General features: G+C 39.7%; 11 protein-coding genes. 5 read left to right on the forward strand and 6 right to left on the reverse strand.

Features of this window, described 5'->3' with window-relative positions; translation table 11 throughout:
* The first annotated feature begins 172 nt into the window (after positions 1 to 172).
* Together U1E44_RS08885 and U1E44_RS08890 are read left to right on the forward strand one after the other, a co-directional pair.
* Positions 173 to 1,600 (forward strand): amidohydrolase, encoded by a 1,428-nt coding sequence (locus U1E44_RS08885; RefSeq protein WP_322930718.1) that lies wholly within the window; start codon positions 173 to 175, stop codon positions 1,598 to 1,600.
* Between the two features lie 236 nt (positions 1,601 to 1,836).
* Entirely contained in the window at positions 1,837 to 2,703 is an 867-nt protein-coding gene (locus U1E44_RS08890; RefSeq protein ID WP_322930760.1) for a ThuA domain-containing protein, read from the forward strand.
* Positions 2,704 to 2,852: 149 nt separating this feature from the next.
* Here the strand turns inward: U1E44_RS08890 and U1E44_RS08895 are convergent, their stop codons facing one another.
* Both U1E44_RS08895 and U1E44_RS08900 read right to left on the reverse strand, forming a co-directional pair.
* On the reverse strand, positions 2,853 to 4,421 hold the full coding sequence (locus U1E44_RS08895; RefSeq protein WP_322930719.1) for a solute:sodium symporter family transporter: 1,569 nt from the start codon (positions 4,419 to 4,421) through the stop codon (positions 2,853 to 2,855).
* A gap of 33 nt (positions 4,422 to 4,454) precedes the next feature.
* A complete protein-coding gene (locus U1E44_RS08900; RefSeq protein ID WP_322930720.1) occupies positions 4,455 to 5,330 on the reverse strand; it encodes an inositol oxygenase family protein in 876 nt (291 codons plus the stop codon).
* Positions 5,331 to 5,746: 416 nt separating this feature from the next.
* On the opposite strand from U1E44_RS08900, the gene U1E44_RS08905 reads away from it, so the two are divergent.
* The 3 genes from U1E44_RS08905 (at position 5,747) to U1E44_RS08915 (ending at position 13,810) form a co-directional block, all read left to right on the forward strand.
* Entirely contained in the window at positions 5,747 to 8,827 is a 3,081-nt protein-coding gene (locus tag U1E44_RS08905; RefSeq protein WP_322930721.1) for a SusC/RagA family TonB-linked outer membrane protein, read from the forward strand.
* A gap of 30 nt (positions 8,828 to 8,857) precedes the next feature.
* A complete protein-coding gene (locus tag U1E44_RS08910; RefSeq protein ID WP_322930722.1) occupies positions 8,858 to 10,393 on the forward strand; it encodes a RagB/SusD family nutrient uptake outer membrane protein in 1,536 nt (511 codons plus the stop codon).
* Between the two features lie 111 nt (positions 10,394 to 10,504).
* Entirely contained in the window at positions 10,505 to 13,810 is a 3,306-nt protein-coding gene (locus U1E44_RS08915) for a VCBS repeat-containing protein (RefSeq protein WP_322930723.1), read from the forward strand.
* A 20-nt stretch (positions 13,811 to 13,830) separates the two neighbouring features.
* Here U1E44_RS08915 and U1E44_RS08920 read toward each other — a convergent pair whose 3' ends face one another.
* The 4 genes from U1E44_RS08920 to U1E44_RS08935 form a co-directional block, all read right to left on the reverse strand.
* Positions 13,831 to 14,874, reverse strand: coding sequence for a glycoside hydrolase family 43 protein (locus U1E44_RS08920; RefSeq protein WP_322930724.1), 1,044 nt, complete (start codon positions 14,872 to 14,874; stop codon positions 13,831 to 13,833).
* Positions 14,875 to 14,890: 16 nt separating this feature from the next.
* Positions 14,891 to 16,348, reverse strand: coding sequence for an MFS transporter (locus U1E44_RS08925; RefSeq protein ID WP_322930725.1), 1,458 nt, complete (start codon positions 16,346 to 16,348; stop codon positions 14,891 to 14,893).
* Positions 16,349 to 16,372: 24 nt separating this feature from the next.
* Positions 16,373 to 17,518 carry an endo-1,4-beta-xylanase gene (locus tag U1E44_RS08930; RefSeq protein ID WP_322930726.1) on the reverse strand — a complete coding sequence of 382 codons (1,146 nt, stop codon included), beginning with the start codon at positions 17,516 to 17,518 and terminating at the stop codon, positions 16,373 to 16,375.
* A gap of 442 nt (positions 17,519 to 17,960) precedes the next feature.
* A complete protein-coding gene (locus U1E44_RS08935) occupies positions 17,961 to 22,169 on the reverse strand; it encodes a two-component regulator propeller domain-containing protein (RefSeq protein ID WP_322930727.1) in 4,209 nt (1,402 codons plus the stop codon).
* Positions 22,170 to 22,293 lie beyond the last annotated feature (124 nt).

Consider the following 22,293-nt stretch of genomic DNA (forward strand, 5'->3'; position numbering starts at 1 on the left):
TGCTTGATTTTATTTTTAATCCCCAGCGAAGCATACGCCTTATCCTTAAAATCGCAACACAAGGTTCTTTCAAAATTAGCAAGGAGACTTATTTTAAGGGTATGGAATTAAGGAGAACTTGAGTATCTTTAAGACATAAAAAGCCATACTAACGAACGTAATCCTTTACAAAATGAAAAAAATAGTACTTTATCTGATGCTCCTATGTGTTACAGGTGGACTCTCTGCTCAAAAAATGAGCAAAACTAAAACCGCAGCCATTGCCTCTGTAGAAAAACACAAAGAAACTCTTATTAAAATAAGCGATTCTATTTGGGCATTGGCCGAAACCGCTTTTAATGAACAACAGTCGTCAGAAATTTTAGCCAATTATGCCGAAAAGAACGGTCTAAAAGTAACTCGTGGTGTGGCCAACATTCCAACAGCCTTTGTGGCCACCTACGGTTCAGGGAAACCAGTCATAAGTATTTTAGGGGAGTTTGATGCTTTGCCCGGTCTTTCGCAAAAATCCGTTCCCACTAAAGAATCGCTTAATGCCGGTGCCGCAGGGCATGGCTGCGGTCATAATTTGTTCGGCACCGCCAGTTTAGGAGCAGCTATCGCCATAAAAGAACTTATAGACGAAGGAAAATTAAAAGGAACCGTTAAATTTTTAGGCACCCCGGCAGAAGAAAAATACTTTGCCAAAGTATGGATGGTAAAAGCCGGTTTGTGGGATGGTGTAGATGCCAACATCAGCTGGCATCCTTCTGCCGAAACAGAAGCCGATGTGCAAAGCGGGCTTTCTTTGATCGATTTTATTGTGGAATTCAGTGGGCAGGCTGCACATGCCTCAATGGATCCTTGGAATGGTCGTAGTGCCTCAGACGCCTTGGAACTCTATACCACCGGAATTAATTACTACAGGGAACATGTACTACCCACAACCCGAATGCATTATCACATACAAGATGGGGGGCAAGTTGTAAATGTAGTTCCCGATTATGCCCGTTTATGGATGCGCGTAAGAGACCCTAAAAGAGCAAATATGCTGCCCGTGTATGAGCGTGCCAAAGCGATGGCAGAAGGTGCCGCCATCATGGCCAATGTAGACTATAAAATTTCTTTAGTTTCCGGAATCTATGAAACCTTAGTGAACCGAACCGGAGGCGAAATTGTGCAAAAAAATTTGGAACTTCTGGGTGCCATCACCTATACCGAAGATGAAATTGCATTTGGAAAAGCCATTCAAAAAGCTACAGGAAAACCTGAGGTAGGAATGGATAGCAACATTTACCCCTTACGCAAAACCGAGGAAAATCCGGGTGGTGGTTCTACCGATGTGGGCGATGTAAGCTGGAATGTTCCCAACATTAACTTAGGGGTTACCGTGGCTCCCAAGGGTACGCCGTGGCACTCCTGGGCTGTGGTGGCCTGTGGTGGCATGAGCATTGGGCATAAAGGAATGGTGTATGCGGCAAAAACAATGGCAATGACCATGACCGATCTTTTTGAAGATCCAAAATTGTTGGCCAAGGTAAAAACCGAATTTAAAGAGCGAAAAGGCGATGAAGTGTACGAGCCAATGATTGATGGACCACCGCCTATCGGTAAAAAGTAAAAGCATCAATTGATTTGGCTGTTACGAGATAGATTTTTAGCACACTCTAAAGGGAGCATATTTTAGACTAAGAAGTAGGTATAACCATAAAAATGCATAGAAAATATGCAGACATTTGCCTAAAAACACCTTAAAAACCAACCGAAATTAAAAATATACTACTCATTGCCATACTTAGTCTATATTTCCTTACAGGTACAATAGCCCAAAAAGGTGATGCCAACATAAATGTATTAATTGTTCAAGATATGGATCACCACGATGTGTTGTTGCAAACCAATACGTTTAAAAGCATTCTACAAAATGCCTTGGGCTATACCATTGATGTTATTCAATCTACCGATGAAAAGAAATGGCATGCGTATAATCTTCAGCTTTCTCGTTACGACTTAATTGTCACATCAAGTTTGGGTTTTGAAAACCTTCCGGAAGAACCATTACTTCAAATAGAGCAATTTATAAAAAATGGTGCCGGTTTGGTTGTGGTGCACCAAGGTGTTGGGTCTTATGAAGAAACTCCGAAATTTCAAGAACTCATTGGCATCGGGTGGTATGGATCGCATACAGGATCTCATATTTTCTGGAACGATGTTGAAAAGAATTTTACAGAAACGCCCATTTATCATGGTGTGGCACCGGCACATGGGAAACAACACGAAATAACAATAGACATAAGAAATCAGGAACACCCTATCACAAAAGGAATGCCCTCGAAATGGATACACGGAATGGACGAGTTCTATCATGGTATGCGTGGCTTTACGAAAAACATTACCATATTAGCCACGGCTTATTCCGATAAAAAGATGTGGGGTTCGGGAGAACATGAACCCATTGCATGGACAAATTCCTATGGCAAAGGTAGCGTTTTTGTTACGGTGTTGGGGCATGTATTCAATGAAGATAACGCTGAAGATATCCCCGGAATTAACACTTCGGAGAATGGCACGAATGCCTTATATTGTGTCGGATTCCAAACACTTTTTGCCAGAGGTGCTCAGTGGGCTGCTACCGGAGAAGTAACATTGAGACTACCAGTAAACTTCCCCACTGACCAAAAGACTACAGTACTTCATCCAGAGGAAGTGATATGGCCAAAATAAAAAATTTCTTGAAACAGGCTAACCAACAACAAAAATGAAATACTATAATTTCCTCACTATTGTCCAATCAATCCTTAAATTTAATAGTATTAAAGCCATTATTACTTCAATGAGATAGCTATTAAAGTAGGCTGTACTAATACAAATCCTTAGGACAGCAACACATAGATCAGGACTGTAAGCAACACCAAAATAATTCCGGCAATATGCACCAAAGACCATGATTTTCCGGGGTTTTCGTCTTCTTCCGGTATATAATCTTCCGTAGGATACATTTTAGAAGCCACGTACATGATTATAAAATTTAACACAAACTCAATGCCCCATAAATGCACAAAATGAATATTCAATTTTAGAATAAAGGTGGCTAAAATATAAAAGGCAAAACCAAAAAACAACCCCATTTTGGCACCAAAGGCATTAATTTGCTTTACAAATATGCCCGCAATAATTACCGATGATATGGGTATAAAGAAAATACCGTTTAACTCCTGAAGCAGAAAATAAAGTCCGTCCGGAGCGTAGGCTACCAATGGAGCCACACCAATGGCAATGAGGGCCAAAATGATGGAAGTTCTTTTTCCAAGTTTTACCAGTTTGGTATCGGAAATAGATGTATTAATTATTTTTTTATAAATATCATAGCAAAAAACGGTGCTTGCAGAATTTAACACACTGTTAAAGGTGCTCAGTACAGCTCCCAAAATAACCGCTGCAAAGAAACCGTACAAAGAAGCGGGCAGGACTTTTTTTACCAATAAAGGATAAATAAGATCCGGAGTGTCGTAAAATTCATCCTGAAAATAGTAGAACGCAATTAATCCAGGCAGGACTATAATAAGTGGAACAAATAGCTTGAGTACTCCGGTATAGATTAAACCTTTTTGGGCTTCTACCAAGTTTTTTGCGCCAAAGGCCCGTTGAATTATGGCCTGATTCATCCCCCAAAAATAAAGTTGATTAATCATGAGTCCTGTAAATAAGGTAGAAAACGGTAAAATGGAATCCGGACTTCCGATGATATCAAACTTGTCTGGAGCAAAATCGTAAACGGTGGTCATCCCTTGAAGCATGTTTCCATGTCCGATCTGGTACAATGCAATGGCGGGAATAAGCAATCCACCCACCATTAAACCGACTCCGTTTAACATGTCGGAATACGCTACGGCTTTTAAACCTCCAAAAATGGCATATAACGAACCAATAACACCTATAGTTAATACGGTATAAAGTAGGGCCTCGCTTTTGGTGATTTGGAATAGTTCTGTAAAACCAAAAACACTTTCAATATTAATGGCACCCGAATAAAGGACGATGGGTAATAAGGTAACCACAAAAGACAACATAAGCAAAAAAGCAACGATAGATCTTGTAAAACTATCGAACCGTCTTTCTAAAAATTCCGGGATGGTGGTTAGCCCCATGCGGATAAAACGAGGAATAAAATACAAAGCCGCAATGACAAGCGCTATAGCAGAGGTAACCTCCCACGCAATAACGATAATCCCATTTTTATACGAACTTCCGTTCATCCCAATTAAATGTTCCGTAGAGATATTGGTCAATATCATGGAACTGGCAATTACGGGGCCGGTAAGACTTTTACCTGCCAAAAAATAGCCTTTAGCAGAGGAAAAATTATCTTTCCGCAATTTATAGGTCGTGAAAATAATTACGAAGATCGTAAAGCCAAAAAAACCAATATAGGTTGCTAGCATTTTAAAATGCTTTGATTAGGCCTCATATAACGCTCAAAATTTTAGCTTTTCGGGTAAATATTTGGCCACTAACGCTTCATAATAAGGACGCAGTGCTTTGGCATCCGGTGGTACGGGCACCTTAGAATACAAATCGTAAGGATTAAATTTCTTAACCCACTCAAACATTTCATAATCTTTATCGCTCATGAGATGGGCGTAGGCATCTTCTCTGTGCTGTGCATAAAACGAATGGTAGCGTATCATATACAGAGCTGGTTCCGGTAAGTAATCTTTCATGATCTGATACAGGTATTCATCGTGACCCCAACTCATTTTAACCTGATCCAGGCCACAATTTTCCGAATAGATCCCAAATTTATGGTTAAAGCGAGGATCGTTATAATCGGGGTTCTCTTTAAAGAATTCGGGGTACACAATTTTATCGGAATAGGCACAACCCACAGGAAACGTATCGCCAACAACGGCCCATTGCGGTTCGCCAAACAAGCAGAGAACTTTACCAATATCATGTAAAAAACCGGTAAGCACAAACCAATCCGGATGCCCATCGGCACGGATGGCTTCCGAAGTCTGCAACAAATGCTGCAGTTGATCTAAATCGGTATCAGGATCACTATCGTCTACTAAGGTATTCAAAAAAGCAACGGCATCCCACAGCGACATTTCTCGTTTGTCAAATTTGAGAAACTCTCGCTCCTTAGCCACAACAAAATCATAGGTCTGAAACGTATGGTTTAATCGGTAAAATTCTTTCACCGTTTCTACGCGTTCCGAATCTACATAATTGCGATATTCCTCCTTTTCTTTAGCACTTTCCGCCGGGTCGGGATATCGTTCCAATAAGTTTTCTTCCCAATCATCTATGTTTTCCATTGGGTTTTGATCTCTTGCTTGAGAATGTTCCATAATTATCGATTTAAAAAATGTATCACCATTGAATCTTCCGAAAAAGCATCTTATAAATCTAAAATACACTTAATTTACGAATAAAGAACCCATTTCTTTAAATTCTTCACCCCTCAAACTTTCTCAAGCCCACTGTTCATTTTTCGCAGGGCTTCCTACAAAAAATAGCACTCAAAATTTAATACAAAAAATCAATACTGTCAAATCTCAAAATTCACTGCATATATTTTAACAGATAATTATTAAATAATGTCTCATTTTAAGAATTTCTTAGGAAATAAGGGTCAATTGCAACATCATTGATAGAGTTTGCTTCAATAATGATATTGTCAGAAAATGCGTTAACATAATTTTATCCCATTGAGATTACTGCCTAAATCTCCTTATTGATAACTAACAACTTAAATTACACAAACATGATGAAAATCAAAATTACATTTTTCGCATTGTTACTGCTGACGATGCACAACGTACTTTCGCAAAATAGCACAGTAACGGGTGTTGTTTCAGACGAAACAGGAGCTCCTTTGCCCGGAGCATCCATTCAGGTTTCCGGTACCAGTAATGGTACACAAACAGACTTCGACGGTAACTACACTTTAAGTAATGTTCCGTCCAATGCAACACTAGTGTATAGTTATATTGGGTTTGTCACCCAACGCGTTGCACTTAATGGAAGAACCACGGTAAACATCTCTTTAGAAGAAGACCTTCAAAAGCTCGATGAAGTCGTTTTAATCGGATACGGAACACAACGTAAGGAAGCGGTTACGGGAGCCGTTTCTACCGTGAGCGCAGAAGCCGTAACTGCCTTACCTGTGGTTAGTTTTGCCGAGGCATTGCAAGGTAGGGCATCGGGCGTTCAAGTAACCAACTCCGGAGGTCCAGGTACCGATCCTATCGTCCAAATTAGAGGTATAGGATCGATTAGTTTTGCCTCTAGTCCGTTGTACGTGGTAGATGGCTATCCTGTAGGAGGTCTTACCGATTTTGATAATAACGATATTGAATCTATGACCATTTTAAAGGATGCGAGTGCAGCGGCCATCTATGGATCGCGTGCTGCGAACGGAGTCATTTTAGTGACTACCAAAAGAGGTAGAACTACGGGCGATGTTAAATTTACGTATCGTGGGTTTACAGGTTTTGCTCAGGCCGCCAAAAGACTAGATCTTTTAAATAGAGAACAATATTTACAGTTTGGTCGGGAACTTTTAGGAAATGCAGGAGCTACATTCCCATCGCGGTGGAGCCAATTAGACACCCCAATTTTTGAAGGTGCTACACAAACCTTTGCACAAACCGATACCGATTATCAAGATGAGGTTTTCGAAACCGGAATTACAACATCGCATAGCTTAAGCGTTCGGGGCGGTTCAGAAAAATCACGCGTTTTCAGTTCCTTTGGCTATTTTAGGCAAGACGGGATTATTGTAGGTACCGGATTTACCCGATACAATTTTAGGGTAAACTCCGATCACGATATTAACAATTGGCTTACCATAGGGCAATCGTTAACCATCTCCACCAGCGAACGGCTAAATGAGGCCGAGTTGGGTGGCAGAACCCAAATTCAAAACATCATAAGAGGTATTCCCTATATCCCAATTCGGGATCCTACGCTTCCTGGCGGTCTTAGAGCTCCGGATGGTGCCGATGGCACAGATCCTGAAAACCCATTACGCGGTGGTCTTATCGACAAAAACATCAATAGAAACGTCCGCATTTTTGGTACAGCCTATGCACAGGTTAAAATTTTCGACGGATTTAGTTACAAATTTACGGCAGGAATCGATTGGAATAATTTTAGAAACTTACAATTACAACCCATTTATTTTGATGGTTTTGCGGGAAGAAATGAGAACATCACCATAGACAACCAAAGCACATCTACAGGAAATTACTTCTCTAACCAACTTAGCTACGAAAAGCAATGGGGAGAGCATAAATTAGATGTGATTGCGGTAGCGGAAGAGCAAGACTTTTTCCAGAATACCATTACGGGTCAAGGGCGACGGCTTAGCAACGATCTGAATGTACTTTCCGGTACGCAAGCCCAAACCGTGCAGGGTACCGAAGGTGAGAACCAAATATTTTCTTTCCTAGGAAGGGTAAATTATGATTTTGGAGGGAAATACCTTCTTAGTGCCAGTCTAAGACGCGATGGATCATCTAAATTTTCTGAGGATAACAAATGGCGCACATTTCCCGGTATCTCAGCGGGTTGGAATATAGCACAAGAATCGTTTATGGATGGTTTTGAAAATCTTTCTGAACTTAAGTTAAGAGGAAGTTGGGGCAAGATAGGTTTTGAAGGTATAGGCAACTTCGAAAGTCAGGCCGGTATATCTACCAACACCAACGCCATTATCGACAATCAAGAAGTTCAAGGCGCCTTCTTTAACCGTTTGGCCAATTCGGAATTGGAGTGGGAAATTACTAAAATGACCAACATTGGTCTTGATTTAGGGCTGTATCAAAACAGGTGGCAATTCACCGCAGAGTGGTATGAAAGAAACACCGATAATCTTATTTTAGCCGTACCCTTACCTCCGTCATTAGGATTTTCAGGGTCTACCATAGCCAATGTGGGTGGAATGGAAAACTGGGGACTCGATTTTTCTACCTCCTATTTTTCAAAACCGGGTACTGATTTTCAATGGAACGTATCGGCCAATTTAAGTTTAAACCGAAATGAAGTTACTGCGCTGGCTACAGACAGCGGCACTATTTTTGCTGGAAACAATGCGGACACCGGAGGTTTTGATATCACCCGTACCGCTGTTGGAGATCCCATTCAATCTTTCTTTGGTTGGCGTATAGATGGTATTTTCCAAAGTCAGGAACAAATTGCACAATTTAATGCCTTAGATGGAGATGCTAATACTCCCTACCAAGCCAATGCGGCACCGGGAGATTTAATTTTTAGAGATTTGGATGGAAGTGGTAGCATTGATGCCGACGATCGAGAGGTTATTGGGAGTTTTATCCCCGATTTTACCTATGGCTTAAATTTTGACGCCAGCTATAAAAACTTTTCGTTAAGCTTATATATTTATGGTAATCAAGGAAATGATGTGTATAATGCCACTAAGGTATTTACAGAAGGTGGCTTACGGCTTTTTAATCATGGCACAAACGTTCTTAATGCGTGGACGCCTACCAATACGAATACAAATGTACCAAGAATGATCAATGGAGATCCAAATCAAAACACCAGAACCTCAGATCGATTTGTGGAAGATGCGTCATTTTTACGTCTTCAAAGTTTAAGAGTGGGGTATACTATTCCTAAAGATTGGTTATCACGAAGTATTCCTGGCGTAGAAAACATGAACTTTTATGTATCTGGAAACAACTTGTTTACCATAACTGGTTATGACGGTTTCGATCCTGAAATAGGAGCTCGGAACAACAACCTCAATATACAGGGTATCGATTTTGGGCAATATCCAAGAGCCCCAACCATATTAATGGGGGTTGAGGTAGGTTTTTAAAAAATGTTATAAAAAGAAAAAATTAAAATTATGAAAAATTACAAAGTTTTTGTCGCTATTCTTTCGGCGTTGCTCTTTACCCTATCCTGCGATACCGAAGAGGATTTAAGTATTATAAACCCCAACGAGGTGGTAGTAAGTACCTTTTACAAAAATGCAGATGAACTAAGAAGTGGTGTTTTTTCAATTTATGCTACCCTTCAATCGCTACAAATGTATGCCCGTGAATACTTTTTTGTTCACGATTTACGAGGAGACGATAATAAATCGGGAGGTGGACAATTGGAAACTCCTAGAAACCAGCTCCTAATCGGCACCAACGATCCTGCCAACCCGGTTGCCACCGACGTATGGAATGGGCTTTATCGCATGATACTACGATCAAATATTGTCATAACGCAAGGGCCATCGGTACCGGACATTAGTGAAAATCTACGTACCGCGCTTATAGCAGAAGCCAAATTTACTCGTGGTTGGGCCTACTTTGAATTGGGAAGTTTGTGGGGTGGTGCACCCATCTACACCACCTTTGCCACTTCTTTTGAAGATGGGGCACCCAAATCGTCTCAACAAGAAGTGCTAAATCAGGCCATACAGGATTTGCAAGAAGCTGCCGCCGGCTTGCCTGTAGCGTCTCAAACAGAGCAAAAAGGAAGATTTTCAAAAGGATCTGCCTTGGCCATGTTAGGACGTGTGTATATGTTCATCGGCGATTATGCCAATGCTAAAACTGTTTTTGACCAAGTGGTAGATTCTGGGGAATACGCCCTTGTTGCAGAATATGACGATAATTTCCAAGAAGAAAACGAATACAATGAAGAATCTATTGTAGAGATAGGTTATGCCGATATCGGCGGTTTCAATTGGGATGGTACCGGAGACGGCGTAGGAAACGAACACTCTGTAAGAACGCAAGAATATTCTGCCGTGGGGTGGCGAAATTTAATTCCTTCAGAAGGTCTTTTAAACGAATTTGAACGCACCCTAAAAGGAGATGCTAAGAATGACCCGCGTTTTGAAAAAAGCTTTTATACCCTAGGTGATACTTTTAATAACGGACAATCAATTTTAGAAGATGTGCAAGGCGAAGAAACCACTTTTGAAGGAGTTACCACTAAGATTAGCTGGCGGAAATACTCTTTAATGTATAAGGTAGATCCGGGCGGCTTTCTTACCGGAGGTATTAATATGCGCGTTATTCGCTATGCCGAGGTTTTACTGAATTTAGCCGAGAGCGAACTTGAATTGGGCAATACGGCAAGAGCCATTGAATTGCTAAACCAAGTACGAAGTAGACCAAGTGTAGCCATGCCTCCGTATCCTACCGCTTCCTTTCCGGTGAGTAATAGCACCGAAATTATGGAAGCCATTATCCACGAAAAGAGAGTAGAATTAAGTTCTGAGCAAATTCGAAATAGAGACATTTTACGTTGGAGAAAAGAAGGAAAACTTGCTGTAGACCCCATTGCGCATTTCGTGCCAAGACTAGAGTTACTGCCCATTCCGCAGAGCGAGCTCGATAATAATGCACAAATGTCTCAAGCAGATCAAAATCCGGGTTATTAAACAAAATTTGAGTTAGTTAGTAGTTCTGAGTTAGTTGTAAGCGATGCCAAAATCCTAGGATTTTGGCATCAATTTTTTCTTTACATCCATAATTTTTAGGTATATTTAACCATGTTTCGAAGTATTGCGTTTATAGTGGTTTTGGTACTTGCAGGGTGTGCCAAACAGGAGCCAAAAAGCCCCGTATTCGCTAAAATTTCTTCAGCTACATCGGGCTTAGATTTCAGTAATACCATTACAGAGACTGATGTACTCAATATTTTAGATTATGAATACCTCTATAACGGAGGCGGTGTAGGTATTGGCGATTTCAATTCAGATGGCTTACCCGATCTCTGTTTTAGCGGTAATATGGTACCCAGCCGTATTTATATAAATCTAGGAAATTTAAAATTTAAGGATATTACCGAATCGTCTGGATTTATAACAGACAAATGGTGTACCGGTATCTCTATTGTAGATATCAATAACGACGGAAAACCTGATATTTATGTATCCACAGCGCATGATCTTGCCTTAGGAGATTCCGAGAATTATTTTTTTATCAATAAAACGGATGCCAATGGCCAGGTGAAATTTGAAAATTTAGCCAAAGAAATGAATCTGGCTGCTACTTCGTATACCATGCAAGCCGTTTGGTTAGATTTTGACCAGGATGGTCTTCTCGATGTGTTTTTGGCCAATAATTCAAAAGAAGCGTACCCTAAAAATAATCCCTTTGGACAGCGCAAAGACGGTCGTGGAAAAAGTACAGATCGGTTGTACCGCAATAAAGGGTTAAATGCCAATGGTATTCCTGAATTTGAAGATGTTTCCGCAGCGGCTGGAATCGCTATTGAAGGTTGGAGTTTAGGGGTAACCGTAGTAGACCTCAACAACGATCAGTTTCCGGACATCTATGTAGCCAATGATTTTATGTCCAATGACTTACTGTACATTAATAATCGGGACGGTACTTTTACGAATAAAATTACTCAATATTTCAAACACCAAAGTCATAACAGTATGGGGGTAGATGTTGCAGATATTAACAATGATGCAATGTTAGATTTTTTGGTGTTGGATATGCTTCCCGAGGATAACCTTCGAAAAAAAACGATGTTCTCGGATATTCCCTTTGATCGTTTTAAATCGTCGCTTAATGTAGGCTATCAACCGCAATTTGTTCGCAATGTACTTCAAATAAATACCTCCTCAGGATTTAGCGATTTAGGTTACTTTTCCGGAGTCGCTGCGACCGATTGGAGTTGGTCTCCGCTAATTGCTGATTTTGATAATAACGGGCTACGCGATATCTACATTACTAACGGCTATAAAAAAGACATTACCGATATGGATTTTGTTGATTTTAACAATGCCAATAGCTTTTATGGTTCCCCGGAAGAAAAAAGGAACCAATTGGTAGCACAATTGCAACAAATGGAAGGCGTTAAGAAGTCTAATTTTTATTTTAAGAATATCGGAGAAAATCGATTTCTGAATAGCACGGAAACTATGGGGCTTAGCTATCCCTCCTACTCCAATGGTGCCGTTTATGCCGATTTGGATGTAGACGGCGACCTAGATCTTATCATCAATAATATAGATAATGAAGTACTTTTATTTGAAAACCAAACAACAAGCCTTAACCCTAAGGCAAATTACCTAAGAGTATCTTTTGAACCCAATGCAAACAGCCTTGGAGCCAAAGTATGTGTGTATGCGCAAACAGAGACCCTATATGCAGAATTTTATCCTCAAAGAGGATATTTGTCTTCTGTAGAGCCCGTATTACATTTTGGCCTCGGCAGCAAATCCCAAATAGACTCGGTACATATTGTATGGCCGGATACTACCGAGAATTGGCTCTACGATTTAGCTATAAATGAAACCATCGATCCTGTAAAAAGTGGGAACATATTCAAAAAAAACGATAAAACAGCGCCAGGTACCACCTATTTTGAAACTATTGAGTCCTCTCAAAAAATACCCTATGTACATACAGAAAGTAGTTTCGACGACTTTAAACGATGGCCGCTATTTTTTAGAGGGTACAGCCGACCCGGTCCCGTTTTAATTTCGGGTGACATCAACGGAGATCAACTAGAGGATATTTTTATAGCGGGTACCGCCAATAATGACGGACTATTTTACGTCCAAAAGAAAGACGGTACTTTTGAAGAAAAAGGATTAGCATCGGTTGGTCTTGCACAACAAGCCGAAACTTCCGCAGCAATGTTGTTTGATGCGGATGGGGATGGAGATTTAGATTTGTATTGTGCCAACGGAAGTTCAGAGTACTATGCCAATCGCGCCTTATACCAAGACAACCTATACCTTAATGATGGTCAAGGCAATTTTTACTATAGTCCCAAAAGTTTACCGGAAATTACCTTTCCTACCCATACGGTAGTCCCCATAGATATTGACAACGACGGCGATCTTGATTTATTTGTAGGGGGAAGGTTAGACCCGAACAACTATCCGTTTTCGCCAAGATCTTACCTGCTGCGAAATGATAATGGCGTCTTTACGGATGTTACCGCCTCCATAGCCCCTGCATTGCGCAATCCCGGTATGGTCACAGATGCCGTCTCCGTAGATATAGACCAAGATGGCTGGCAAGATCTTATGATAGTTGGAGAATGGATGCCGCTACAAATTTATTACAACAAAAAAGGTACCTTTCAATCGGAAACTAATAAAAACGGTTTAGAATTTTCTAACGGATGGTGGAATTGTATTGTAGCTACTGATTTTGATAACGATGGCGACACCGATTTTGTGGTGGGCAATTGGGGATTAAACAACCCATTTAGTGCAAGCCCAACAGCACCTTTAACCCTATATGCCAAGGATTATGACCAGAATGGAAGCATAGAACCACTTATGACCTATATCTTAGATGATAAGGAGTATTTGATGCACCCAAAAGGCACCTTAGAAAAGCAGTTACCTTTAGTAAGACGGATAGCCAAAAGCTATAAAGCCTACGGAAGCAGCACCTTTAAACAACTGTTTTCGGAATTTGATTTTGATAAAAATGAACTATTTAAAACCTATCAACTGGCATCGGTATACGTTGAAAATTTGGGCAATGGGCATTTTAAACTAAGCCCGTTACCCCATGAAAGCCAGTGGGCACCTATTTTCGATTTTGAAGTAATAGACATTAATAATGACACGAAACCCGATGTATTGGCCGTTGGAAATTATTATGGCTCCGAAGTATTAACCGGATATTATAACGCAGGAAATGGTGTAGCGCTGCTCAACGACGGGGCAGGAGAATTTAGCTTCATAAACAGTACTAAAAGCGGTTTTAGTGTTCCGGAAGAGGCTCGGAAGATCATAAAGATAAAGCATAAAGAAACTGAAGCGTTGTTGCTGATTGGGCTTCAAAATGACAGTTTAAAAATGTATAGGAAACGTCGTTGACAAACTCGCTACTTTTAGCTTTAAAAACTACCGCCGTATGGGTCAATCGTCTTTATGGTACCATCCGGATTATGTTCTAGAACGGTACATTTTACCGATCTCAGATGGGTAACCCCTTTGGACAAACTGGAATCGTGATAAAATAAATACCAGTTGCCTTGAAACTCGCAGATAGAGTGGTGCGATGTCCAACCTACCACCGGATTTAAAATTCGCCCCTGATACGTAAAAGGACCGTAAGGCGTATCTCCAATAGCATAGCAAATAAAATGTGTATCCCCTGTGGAATACGAAAAATAATATTTTCCATTGTATTTATGTACCCAAGAGGCCTCAAAAAATCGCCTGTCATGATCTCCTGCTAAAATCAACTTTCCCTTTTCATCTAAAATTTCAATGGGTTTTGGGGTTTCGGAAAATTCTAAAAGATCCGCTGTCATTTTCGCAACATAAGGTAATAAAGCCGGCTCACTCGCTTTGGGTAGATGTGCAGTTGGGCTTTCCGGAAATGCGGGATTGAATTTACCGCCGCGCCATCGCTGCAATTGACCACCCCAAAGCCCTCCGAAATACATGTAATATGCACCATCCGAATCTTCAAAAACAGCAGGATCAATAGAAAAACTACCCTTTATAGGTTCCGGCATTGGTGTAAAAGGTCCAGTAGGAGCAGTACCCACTGCTACCCCAATTCGAAAGATACCCTCATGATCTTTAGCCGGAAAATACAAATAATAGGTTCCCGCCTTATGCGCTGCATCCGGTGCCCACATCTGCTGTGCCGCCCATGGCACATCCTTTACATGCAAGGCCACACCATGATCAATGGCTTTACTTTGCGGATCGTCCATAGACAGTACATGATAGTCTTCCATAGCAAAATGACTTCCTAAATCATCGAAGGCCTCCCCTGCATCAATATCATGCGACGGATAAATATAAAGTTTACCCTCGAATACATGGGCGGAAGGGTCCGCTGTAAAGATGTGGGACACTAAGGGCTGTGAAATAGCGTTGGTATTTAAAGCATCAAAATCAATATGTTCAATAGCATCTTCAGGCATAATTTACGGTATACGTTTAGTTAGTTCTTCTTTCTTTAAGGTCGGACTCTAATTGTACTTCCATCTTTTTATTTATATGATAAAAAAGTAGTAATGCGATACCGATTAGGAAGGGAATGGACGGGTAAATACTGACCAGCATTCGCGTACCTTGTATGGCACTTTCCGGTTGTACAAGGGGTTCTCCTACAACAGCAGCCTCTTTAGATACATAATGATATAGGCCTAATATCCAGGCCACGCAGGCACTCCCAATACTCAACCCTCCTTTTAAGCCCACCATCATGGCCGAAAAAATAATAGCCGTAGCACGGCGATTGTTTTTCCATTCGGAGAAATCGGCCACATCGGCAATCATGGCCCATAATAAAGGGATGGTAATCCCATAAAAAAATCCATGTAAAATTTGTGATATAAAAATAAGGGCTACTGCCGTTTTTGAGAAAAAATAAAATATGAAGATAAAAATGGTAGATAAGAACAGGGCCACTTGAAATACATCTCTTTTCCCGTATTTATCGGCAAAATATTTAGAAAACGTAATCCCTATGATCATAAAGATGATACCGCCGGCGTTGAACAGCCCAAACCCGGCAGAAACCGGATTCTCACCAAAAAAATTTACGCCAATTTGAGATAGGAAATCTAAAAGCGGCCTCATAAATTGTGTTAGTGTTGCTTTATCGATGTAGTTCTCAAAATAATACACGTAAGAACCTCCTTTCATCGCTAAGGTTATGAATACTAAGGTGGTTACCAACAACATAATAACCCACGGTCTGTTCCGAAACAAATCGTTTAAATCTTCCTTAAGGGTCGACTTTTGCTCTTCAGTGGGTATAATACGTTCTCTGGTTGTAAAAAATGTTATCACCAACATTAGGGTGCCAATAACGGCCAACCATGTCATAACGATTTCAATACCTAAGGCTTTATTTCCATTTCCCGCAGATTCTATGATGGGCAACATAAAAACTTGAACAAAAAATTGAGCAAACATCACGGCCACAAAACGATAAGACGACAAACTGTTTCGGTCTGCCATATTTCCTGTAATAACGCCACTTAATGCAGAATAGGGCAAATTATTTGCGGCATACAGCAATAACAACAAAGTGTAGGTAACCACCGCATAAATCACCTTTCCCCTGTATTCAAAATTCGGCGTACTAAAAGCCAATAGTGCCACAACGCCCAAAGGTATGGCGGTAAACAAAATCCAAGGCCTAAATTTTCCCCATTGCGATTTGGTTCTGTCGGCCAGAGCACCAATCACGGGGTTAAACACAAAAGCGGCAACAAGCCCAACAATTAACATGATTATTGAAGCATGATTGGTCTCTAGACCATAAATATCCGTGTAGAAATAGGCTAAATAGGTAATTAATGTTTGAAAAACTAGGTTGGCGGAAAGATCGCCTAAACTATACCCTATTTTTTCCTTAACGGTTAACATTTGTGTTTTGGTGGTCATAAATTTGGAAATTGGTTGGAGGGTTTAGTCTTTTAGTGCCATAATGCTATCATATGCCATTTTGGGTCTATAGGACCTATCAAAAAGTAAGGGATAATTGGTTCTGCCGCGAATAGGCCAACCGTTGAGCCAAGAACTACCATCGTGAATACCCCAAAAGGTAACCCGGTCTATTTTATCCCTATGCTTTAAAAAAAGTTGAAAAATATCCTGATAGCGTTTTGCAAGCTGTACCTGTACAGAATCTGGCAGTTGATCCGGATAAGGATTCATAAACGGGCTTCCTTCAAAATTTTGACTAATCTCGGCGCCTTGCAGGTCCCACGGATTTGGTAGCACGGTAATGTCTAATTCTGTAACCAACACTTTAACCCCAAGATCATGATAAGCCAGAATACTGTTTTCTATTTCCGTTAAGGTTGGTTCTTTAAGATTCCAATGTCCCTGCATACCCACTGCATCTATCTTTATGTTTTTAGATTGTAATTGTTTCACCAATTTCACTACTCCGGCACGCTTTTCAGGGTTACAAAGATTGTAGTCATTATAAATCAATTGTGCCATAGGATCTATCTGAGATGTCCATTTAAAAGCATTTTCCAAATAGCTCTCGCCCAACACTTCCAAAAAAATTGTTTGGCGAAGTGTACCATCTTCATTTAAGGCCTCGTTGACCACATCCCATGCATCTATTTTTCCTTTATAACGCGATACAATGGTAGTAATATGGTCTTTAAGGTGGTTGGCCAATGAAGTACTGTCTTTTAGTTGATTCACATAATCGGCAAGTTGACTATGCCACACCAAGGTGTGCCCCAGAATATGCATATTATTTTTTAGACCTAAATCTACATAAGCATCTGCGGTTTCAAAGTTAAAACGATCTTCCTCCGGATGAATAAGCATCCATTTCATGTCATTTTCGGGACTTATTGCACTAAATTCCCTTTTAAGTGTTTCCACTGCCAATGTGTCCTCTTTACGAATAACCCTGGCACTTAGTGCTGCTCCAATATAAAAATCTTCCGAAAATGCTGTGCTGAGTGTAGATTTTTTTTGTGTAATCGGTAAAATCTTTTGGTTTCCATCCTTACAAGAAATACTGCCAATACCAAATAAAATGAAGCACAATAGTACAAGGAAATAAGAACTTAATGATAATCGTTTCATCTGTTTATATTTATTTTTTTAGTCGGTCAAACTTCGACTGCGCTCAGTTCAGGAATGTTGCTCGCCAATAGTCATTCTCCTGTGTATTACCCTTTTTTAACATGGCTCGTTTCAAGAAATTCTATTTCTTATTAATCAAGATATAGCTGCTGTTTTTTTGAGGTCAAGGCTCATCCTGACATAGATAAAATGATTGTGTATAATCAAAAATACTGCGTATTTAAAATGAATAAAATTCGCTTAAATACCTTTGACTGAATGTTACTATTGAAGCTATCCGTGTAACAATTGTAGCATCTATCGTAAAAAACAAGGTTTTTTTACCAATTTGACAAAATATGCTCTTATTCCAAGTAAAAATAATACATGCTAAAAAATATGCTTGGTCTGAATGCTTAGGAAAGCATAAATAAAAAACATCCCAAAACCGTATCTTGTTGTACTATATCCGTTTTAATTCTGTAGGAAGTATTCCGAAGTGATTTTTAAAACATTTCGTAAAATAGGACGGCGAAGAAAACCCAACCTGATAGCACACTTCGCTAATGGAAACATCACCGCTTTCAATAAAATCTTTTGCCTTTTCAAGGCGGACAGTCCTCAGAAATTCATTGGCCGTTTGTCCGGTAAGCGACTTTATTTTACGATACAATTGGCTTCTACTTAAATGCAAATCGCCCGCCAATTGTTCTACATTGAGATCTTCATCTGCTATATTTTTATGAATATAATCGAGCACCTTTGTAATAAAATCTTTGTCCAACATCGATGTGTTGTCCGGAATTTTGGTGTTTTTAACATCCTTAAGATACTTTTTAATTAGTGCCTGACGGCTCACCATCATTTGATTTAATTGCGCTCGAAGCACTTTCATATCAAAAGGTTTGCTCATATATACATCGGCTCCGGAGTCTATCCCCTTAACCCAGTCTTCGTTCATAGATTTTGCCGTTAACATTAAAATGGGGATGTGACTTGTTTTTAATTCTTGCCTTATTTGAATACAAAACTCAAAACCGTCCATTTCCGGCATTATAACATCTGTAATTATGACATCGGGGATTTTATGCCGCGCAATCGCCAGACCATCTAAACCGTGAGAAGCTTGGAGTACATTGTATTCTTGTTCTAATTCATGCTTTATATAGGCTCGTAATTCGGTATTGTCCTCTATGAGCAGTAACGTTTTCTTGAGCCCTTTAGTCATCGGCAAAAATGCATCGTCTTGATAATCATTATTATATGTGATGCTATTTTTACTTGTTTGCCCTGTGTTTATGGAAATTGAAAACAGTTCATTCGGCTTAAAATGAGAATTCCCTAAAGGCAGAAAAATCCGAAATCTTGTACCAACACCCTCTTCACTTTCTACAGTGATAGTACCTTTTATTAAGTCTGTAAAACTCTTTACTACTTCCAGACCAATACCTGTACCTCCGATATATTGACTATTCATGTGTTTTACCTGATAAAACCGTTGAAAAACACGATTTACTTCCTCTTTGTTGATGCCGGTACCTGTATCTTCTATATAAATTTCCACAGCAGGCAAGGGTTCGTTTTCAGATATCAAAGGAAATATCACTTTATTCGCAGGCAAAAAGATACCTACCGTAATGGTGCCATTCTCCGGTGTTATCTTAAACGCATTCGACAGGATATTAAAAATAATTTTCTCCAATTTTCCGGGATCACTCCAAATAGAAACGGGCATATCATCCGTTTCTATGGAAAGTATGATATTCTTTAAGGATGCCTCTTCGTCAAAATGGCTAATGACCTCTGACACAAAATCATTTACATGAATTTGAGACACATTTACCGCCATTTTACGCAGCTGTAACTTTCTAAAATCCATTAATTCATCAATTAACCGTTTTAATCTACTCGCATTTTTATGGATTATTTTATGTTTTTCCGTAACTACGGATGGCAATTGCAGTGCAGTTTGCTGTAATAAATCTTCCAGGGGATTAAGTATGAGTGTTAAGGGCGTTCTAAATTCGTGCGAAATATTGGTGAAGAATTGTATCTTTTTTTCGTGTAATTCTTCTTCTTGTATTCTTCTATCTCGCTCAAATTTGGCGAGTCGTTTTTCTCGGAGCGTTGTATCGGCAAATTTGACTACAGTATACAGTATAATACCAAATAATAACAGGTAGGATAACCATGCCGTTTTGGTATTCCACCACGGAGCTAATACTGTTATTTTTAGTTGTGTTGGTGTATCATTCCACAAACCGTCGTTGTTAGTAGCCTTCACTTTAAAATTATAAACGCCGGGCGCAAGGTTGGTATACGTAGCACTTCTTCTATTGCCCACATAATTCCAACCTTCATCAAAACCCTCCAAAAAATATGCATATTGATTCTTTTCAGGTCGCGTAAAATTAATTCCCACAAAATCTATGGTAAACACAGATTGGCGATGGTTAAGCGTAATTTCCTTCGTCTCGGATATCGCCTTTTCCAAAGGTGATTTTTCGGAATTTGGAGAAACTGAGGCATTAAAGAGCTTAAAATCGGTGAAGGATACCGTTACTAAATTGCGATTGACCGGAATATTCTCCAAATCCACAATAGTAATGCCGTTATAACTTCCAAAATACAGAATCCCGTCTGCATCGCTAAAGACCGAATTAAAGTTGAAATCGTTAGCTAACAACCCGTCATTGGTATCATAATGTACAAAGGCTTCAGTATTTACATCCAAATAGGACAACCCCTTATTACCGCCTAACCAGATATTTCCCTTGGTATCTTCAACTATAGAAGCTACCGTTTCGTGTTTTAGGCCGTTCATCCCATTGTACCAAACAAAAGTATCTTCTTCCGGAATATATTTAAAAAGTCCGTCCCCATCTGTACCAACCCATATATTCTTGTTTTTATCTTCGAATATGGACACGATCACATCTACAACTATCCTTACCTCCTTATTCTGGTACATCTTTTCTTTCATGGAACTAAGCGTATAATCGCCGTTAGCTTGCGGTTGCGCTCTAAAGAGTCCATCTGAAGTCCCCAACCATATGGATTGGTCGCTGCCCACAAAGACTTTCCGGACATACCTCTGATCGAGGGTAGATTTTCTAAAAAACTGATTGTTTTTTTGAGTGAACTTTTTTGTTTTTGTATCGTAAGCGTGTAAACCTTCCAAAAAAGTTCCTATCCATATAACTCCGTTATTATCCTCAGCAAAACTCATAATCCGATTAGATAATAAGCCACCGGCGGTATTGCTCATATTGTATTGAACAAAAGAAGTTTGCCCTTTGGGTAAATAAAATATACCTGACTTCCAAGTTCCTACCCATAGGTTATCGGCACTATCCATGAAAAGCGACAATACATCCAAGCTGTTTAATCCTTTCGCAATAGGATTCTCCGGATCGGATAAATGAGTGATTTCATTACGCTCTAAATCGTAAACATCGATCCCTCCACCATCCAATCCAATCCACAGCCGATTTTTTTTATCCTTTATAATGGCGGTAACGGAAGAGGATTGCAGCGAGTTAGGTTCATTAGGTATGCTCTCCAAATCCTTAAACTTATCAAAAAATTTGTCAGATACCGCCACCCCTTTATTATAGGTTCCCATCCAAATACGTTCCTGATGATCTACAAAAACCGACCAAATGGAATTGGACTTTATGCTCCGAGAATCGTCCTTGTTGTGGCGATAATTCTCCATGATACTGCCGTCCTTATCCAAAACAAAGAGTCCATCATTTTCTGTGCCTACCAAAATATGCCCCTCAGGAGATTGTGTCAGCGCCAATATTCTCTTGTCGGTAATCCTTAAATGATTAGATTTTAAAGAGTTAAAAGGACTAATACTAAGCTTAATAATACCAAGTCCAAAAGTTCCCAGCCACAAAGATCCATCATCATCTACCAACATGCTTTCAATTATATGTGCTTGCTGAAATACGGAATCTTCCTTTTCATTGGGGTAAATCACCGGCTTTAGCACCGTATCCTGATACTCAAAAAGACCGATATTAGTCCCTGCAAAAACCGTCCCTTTGCCATTTTTAACCAAACTATTTATCTGTTGTTCAAAAATTGGATATTCGGTTTTTAATGGAATTTGTATCGCCTTTAGCGTTTCGGGGTTTAACGCATAAGCGCCATTATAATGTGTTCCTAAAATTAACGCTCCGTTCTGATCCTCAACAATAGCCCGTATGGGCAATTTATGCGTAGTTGCTACGTAGGGGTCGATCATTACTTCTTCAAAAATGTCTAAATCCCGATTATAGCGGTTTAGTCCGGCCTCCGTGCCTACCCATAAACGGTTTGCCGAATCCTCATAAACCACATAAACGATAGAACTATTTAAGGAGTAAGGTTGATTATAATCTTGCTTATACGTGGTAAAATTTACCCCATCAAACTTAATAAGTCCACCACCTACTGTAGCCATCCAAAGAAACCCTTGATAATCCTGTGTTATTTTATTTACACCACGTAGCGTAGCGTTCTGTTCTATAGGTACAAATACATAATTATCTTCTACAAGCTGAGCTGATACTGACGCAATGCAGAAAAAAACTAACAGGCACGACCTTTTAAGAACTCTCGGTAGTTGAAGAAAATTCCTTTGGCTACGTATTAAGGTTCTACAAACGACATCTAGCGTCATTTTTTTATTTTTACTTTTATAAAATTCATGGCTTCTAAAATAAGAAAATAGGTGAATTTTTGAAAGAATACCATGGAAGGTACGCCTATTTTACGTTAAAAACACAATGATGCTTCAAAAGTAG

Source organism: Aurantibrevibacter litoralis (assembly GCF_034651555.1).
GTDB classification, from domain to species: domain Bacteria; phylum Bacteroidota; class Bacteroidia; order Flavobacteriales; family Flavobacteriaceae; genus Aurantibrevibacter; species Aurantibrevibacter litoralis.

Excerpts from the sequence above, each read along its gene's own strand:
- U1E44_RS08885 (WP_322930718.1), top strand. The coding sequence starts at position 173 with ATGAAAAAAATAGTACTTTATCTGATGCTCCTATGTGTTACAGGTGGA.
- U1E44_RS08910 (WP_322930722.1), top strand. The coding sequence starts at position 8,858 with ATGAAAAATTACAAAGTTTTTGTCGCTATTCTTTCGGCGTTGCTCTTT.
- U1E44_RS08905 (WP_322930721.1), top strand. The coding sequence starts at position 5,747 with ATGATGAAAATCAAAATTACATTTTTCGCATTGTTACTGCTGACGATG.
- U1E44_RS08920 (WP_322930724.1), bottom strand. The coding sequence starts at position 14,874 with ATGCCTGAAGATGCTATTGAACATATTGATTTTGATGCTTTAAATACC.
- U1E44_RS08935 (WP_322930727.1), bottom strand. The coding sequence starts at position 22,169 with ATGACGCTAGATGTCGTTTGTAGAACCTTAATACGTAGCCAAAGGAAT.
- U1E44_RS08895 (WP_322930719.1), bottom strand. The coding sequence starts at position 4,421 with ATGCTAGCAACCTATATTGGTTTTTTTGGCTTTACGATCTTCGTAATT.
- U1E44_RS08900 (WP_322930720.1), bottom strand. The coding sequence starts at position 5,330 with ATGGAACATTCTCAAGCAAGAGATCAAAACCCAATGGAAAACATAGAT.
- U1E44_RS08925 (WP_322930725.1), bottom strand. The coding sequence starts at position 16,348 with ATGACCACCAAAACACAAATGTTAACCGTTAAGGAAAAAATAGGGTAT.
- U1E44_RS08930 (WP_322930726.1), bottom strand. The coding sequence starts at position 17,518 with ATGAAACGATTATCATTAAGTTCTTATTTCCTTGTACTATTGTGCTTC.
- U1E44_RS08915 (WP_322930723.1), top strand. The coding sequence starts at position 10,505 with ATGTTTCGAAGTATTGCGTTTATAGTGGTTTTGGTACTTGCAGGGTGT.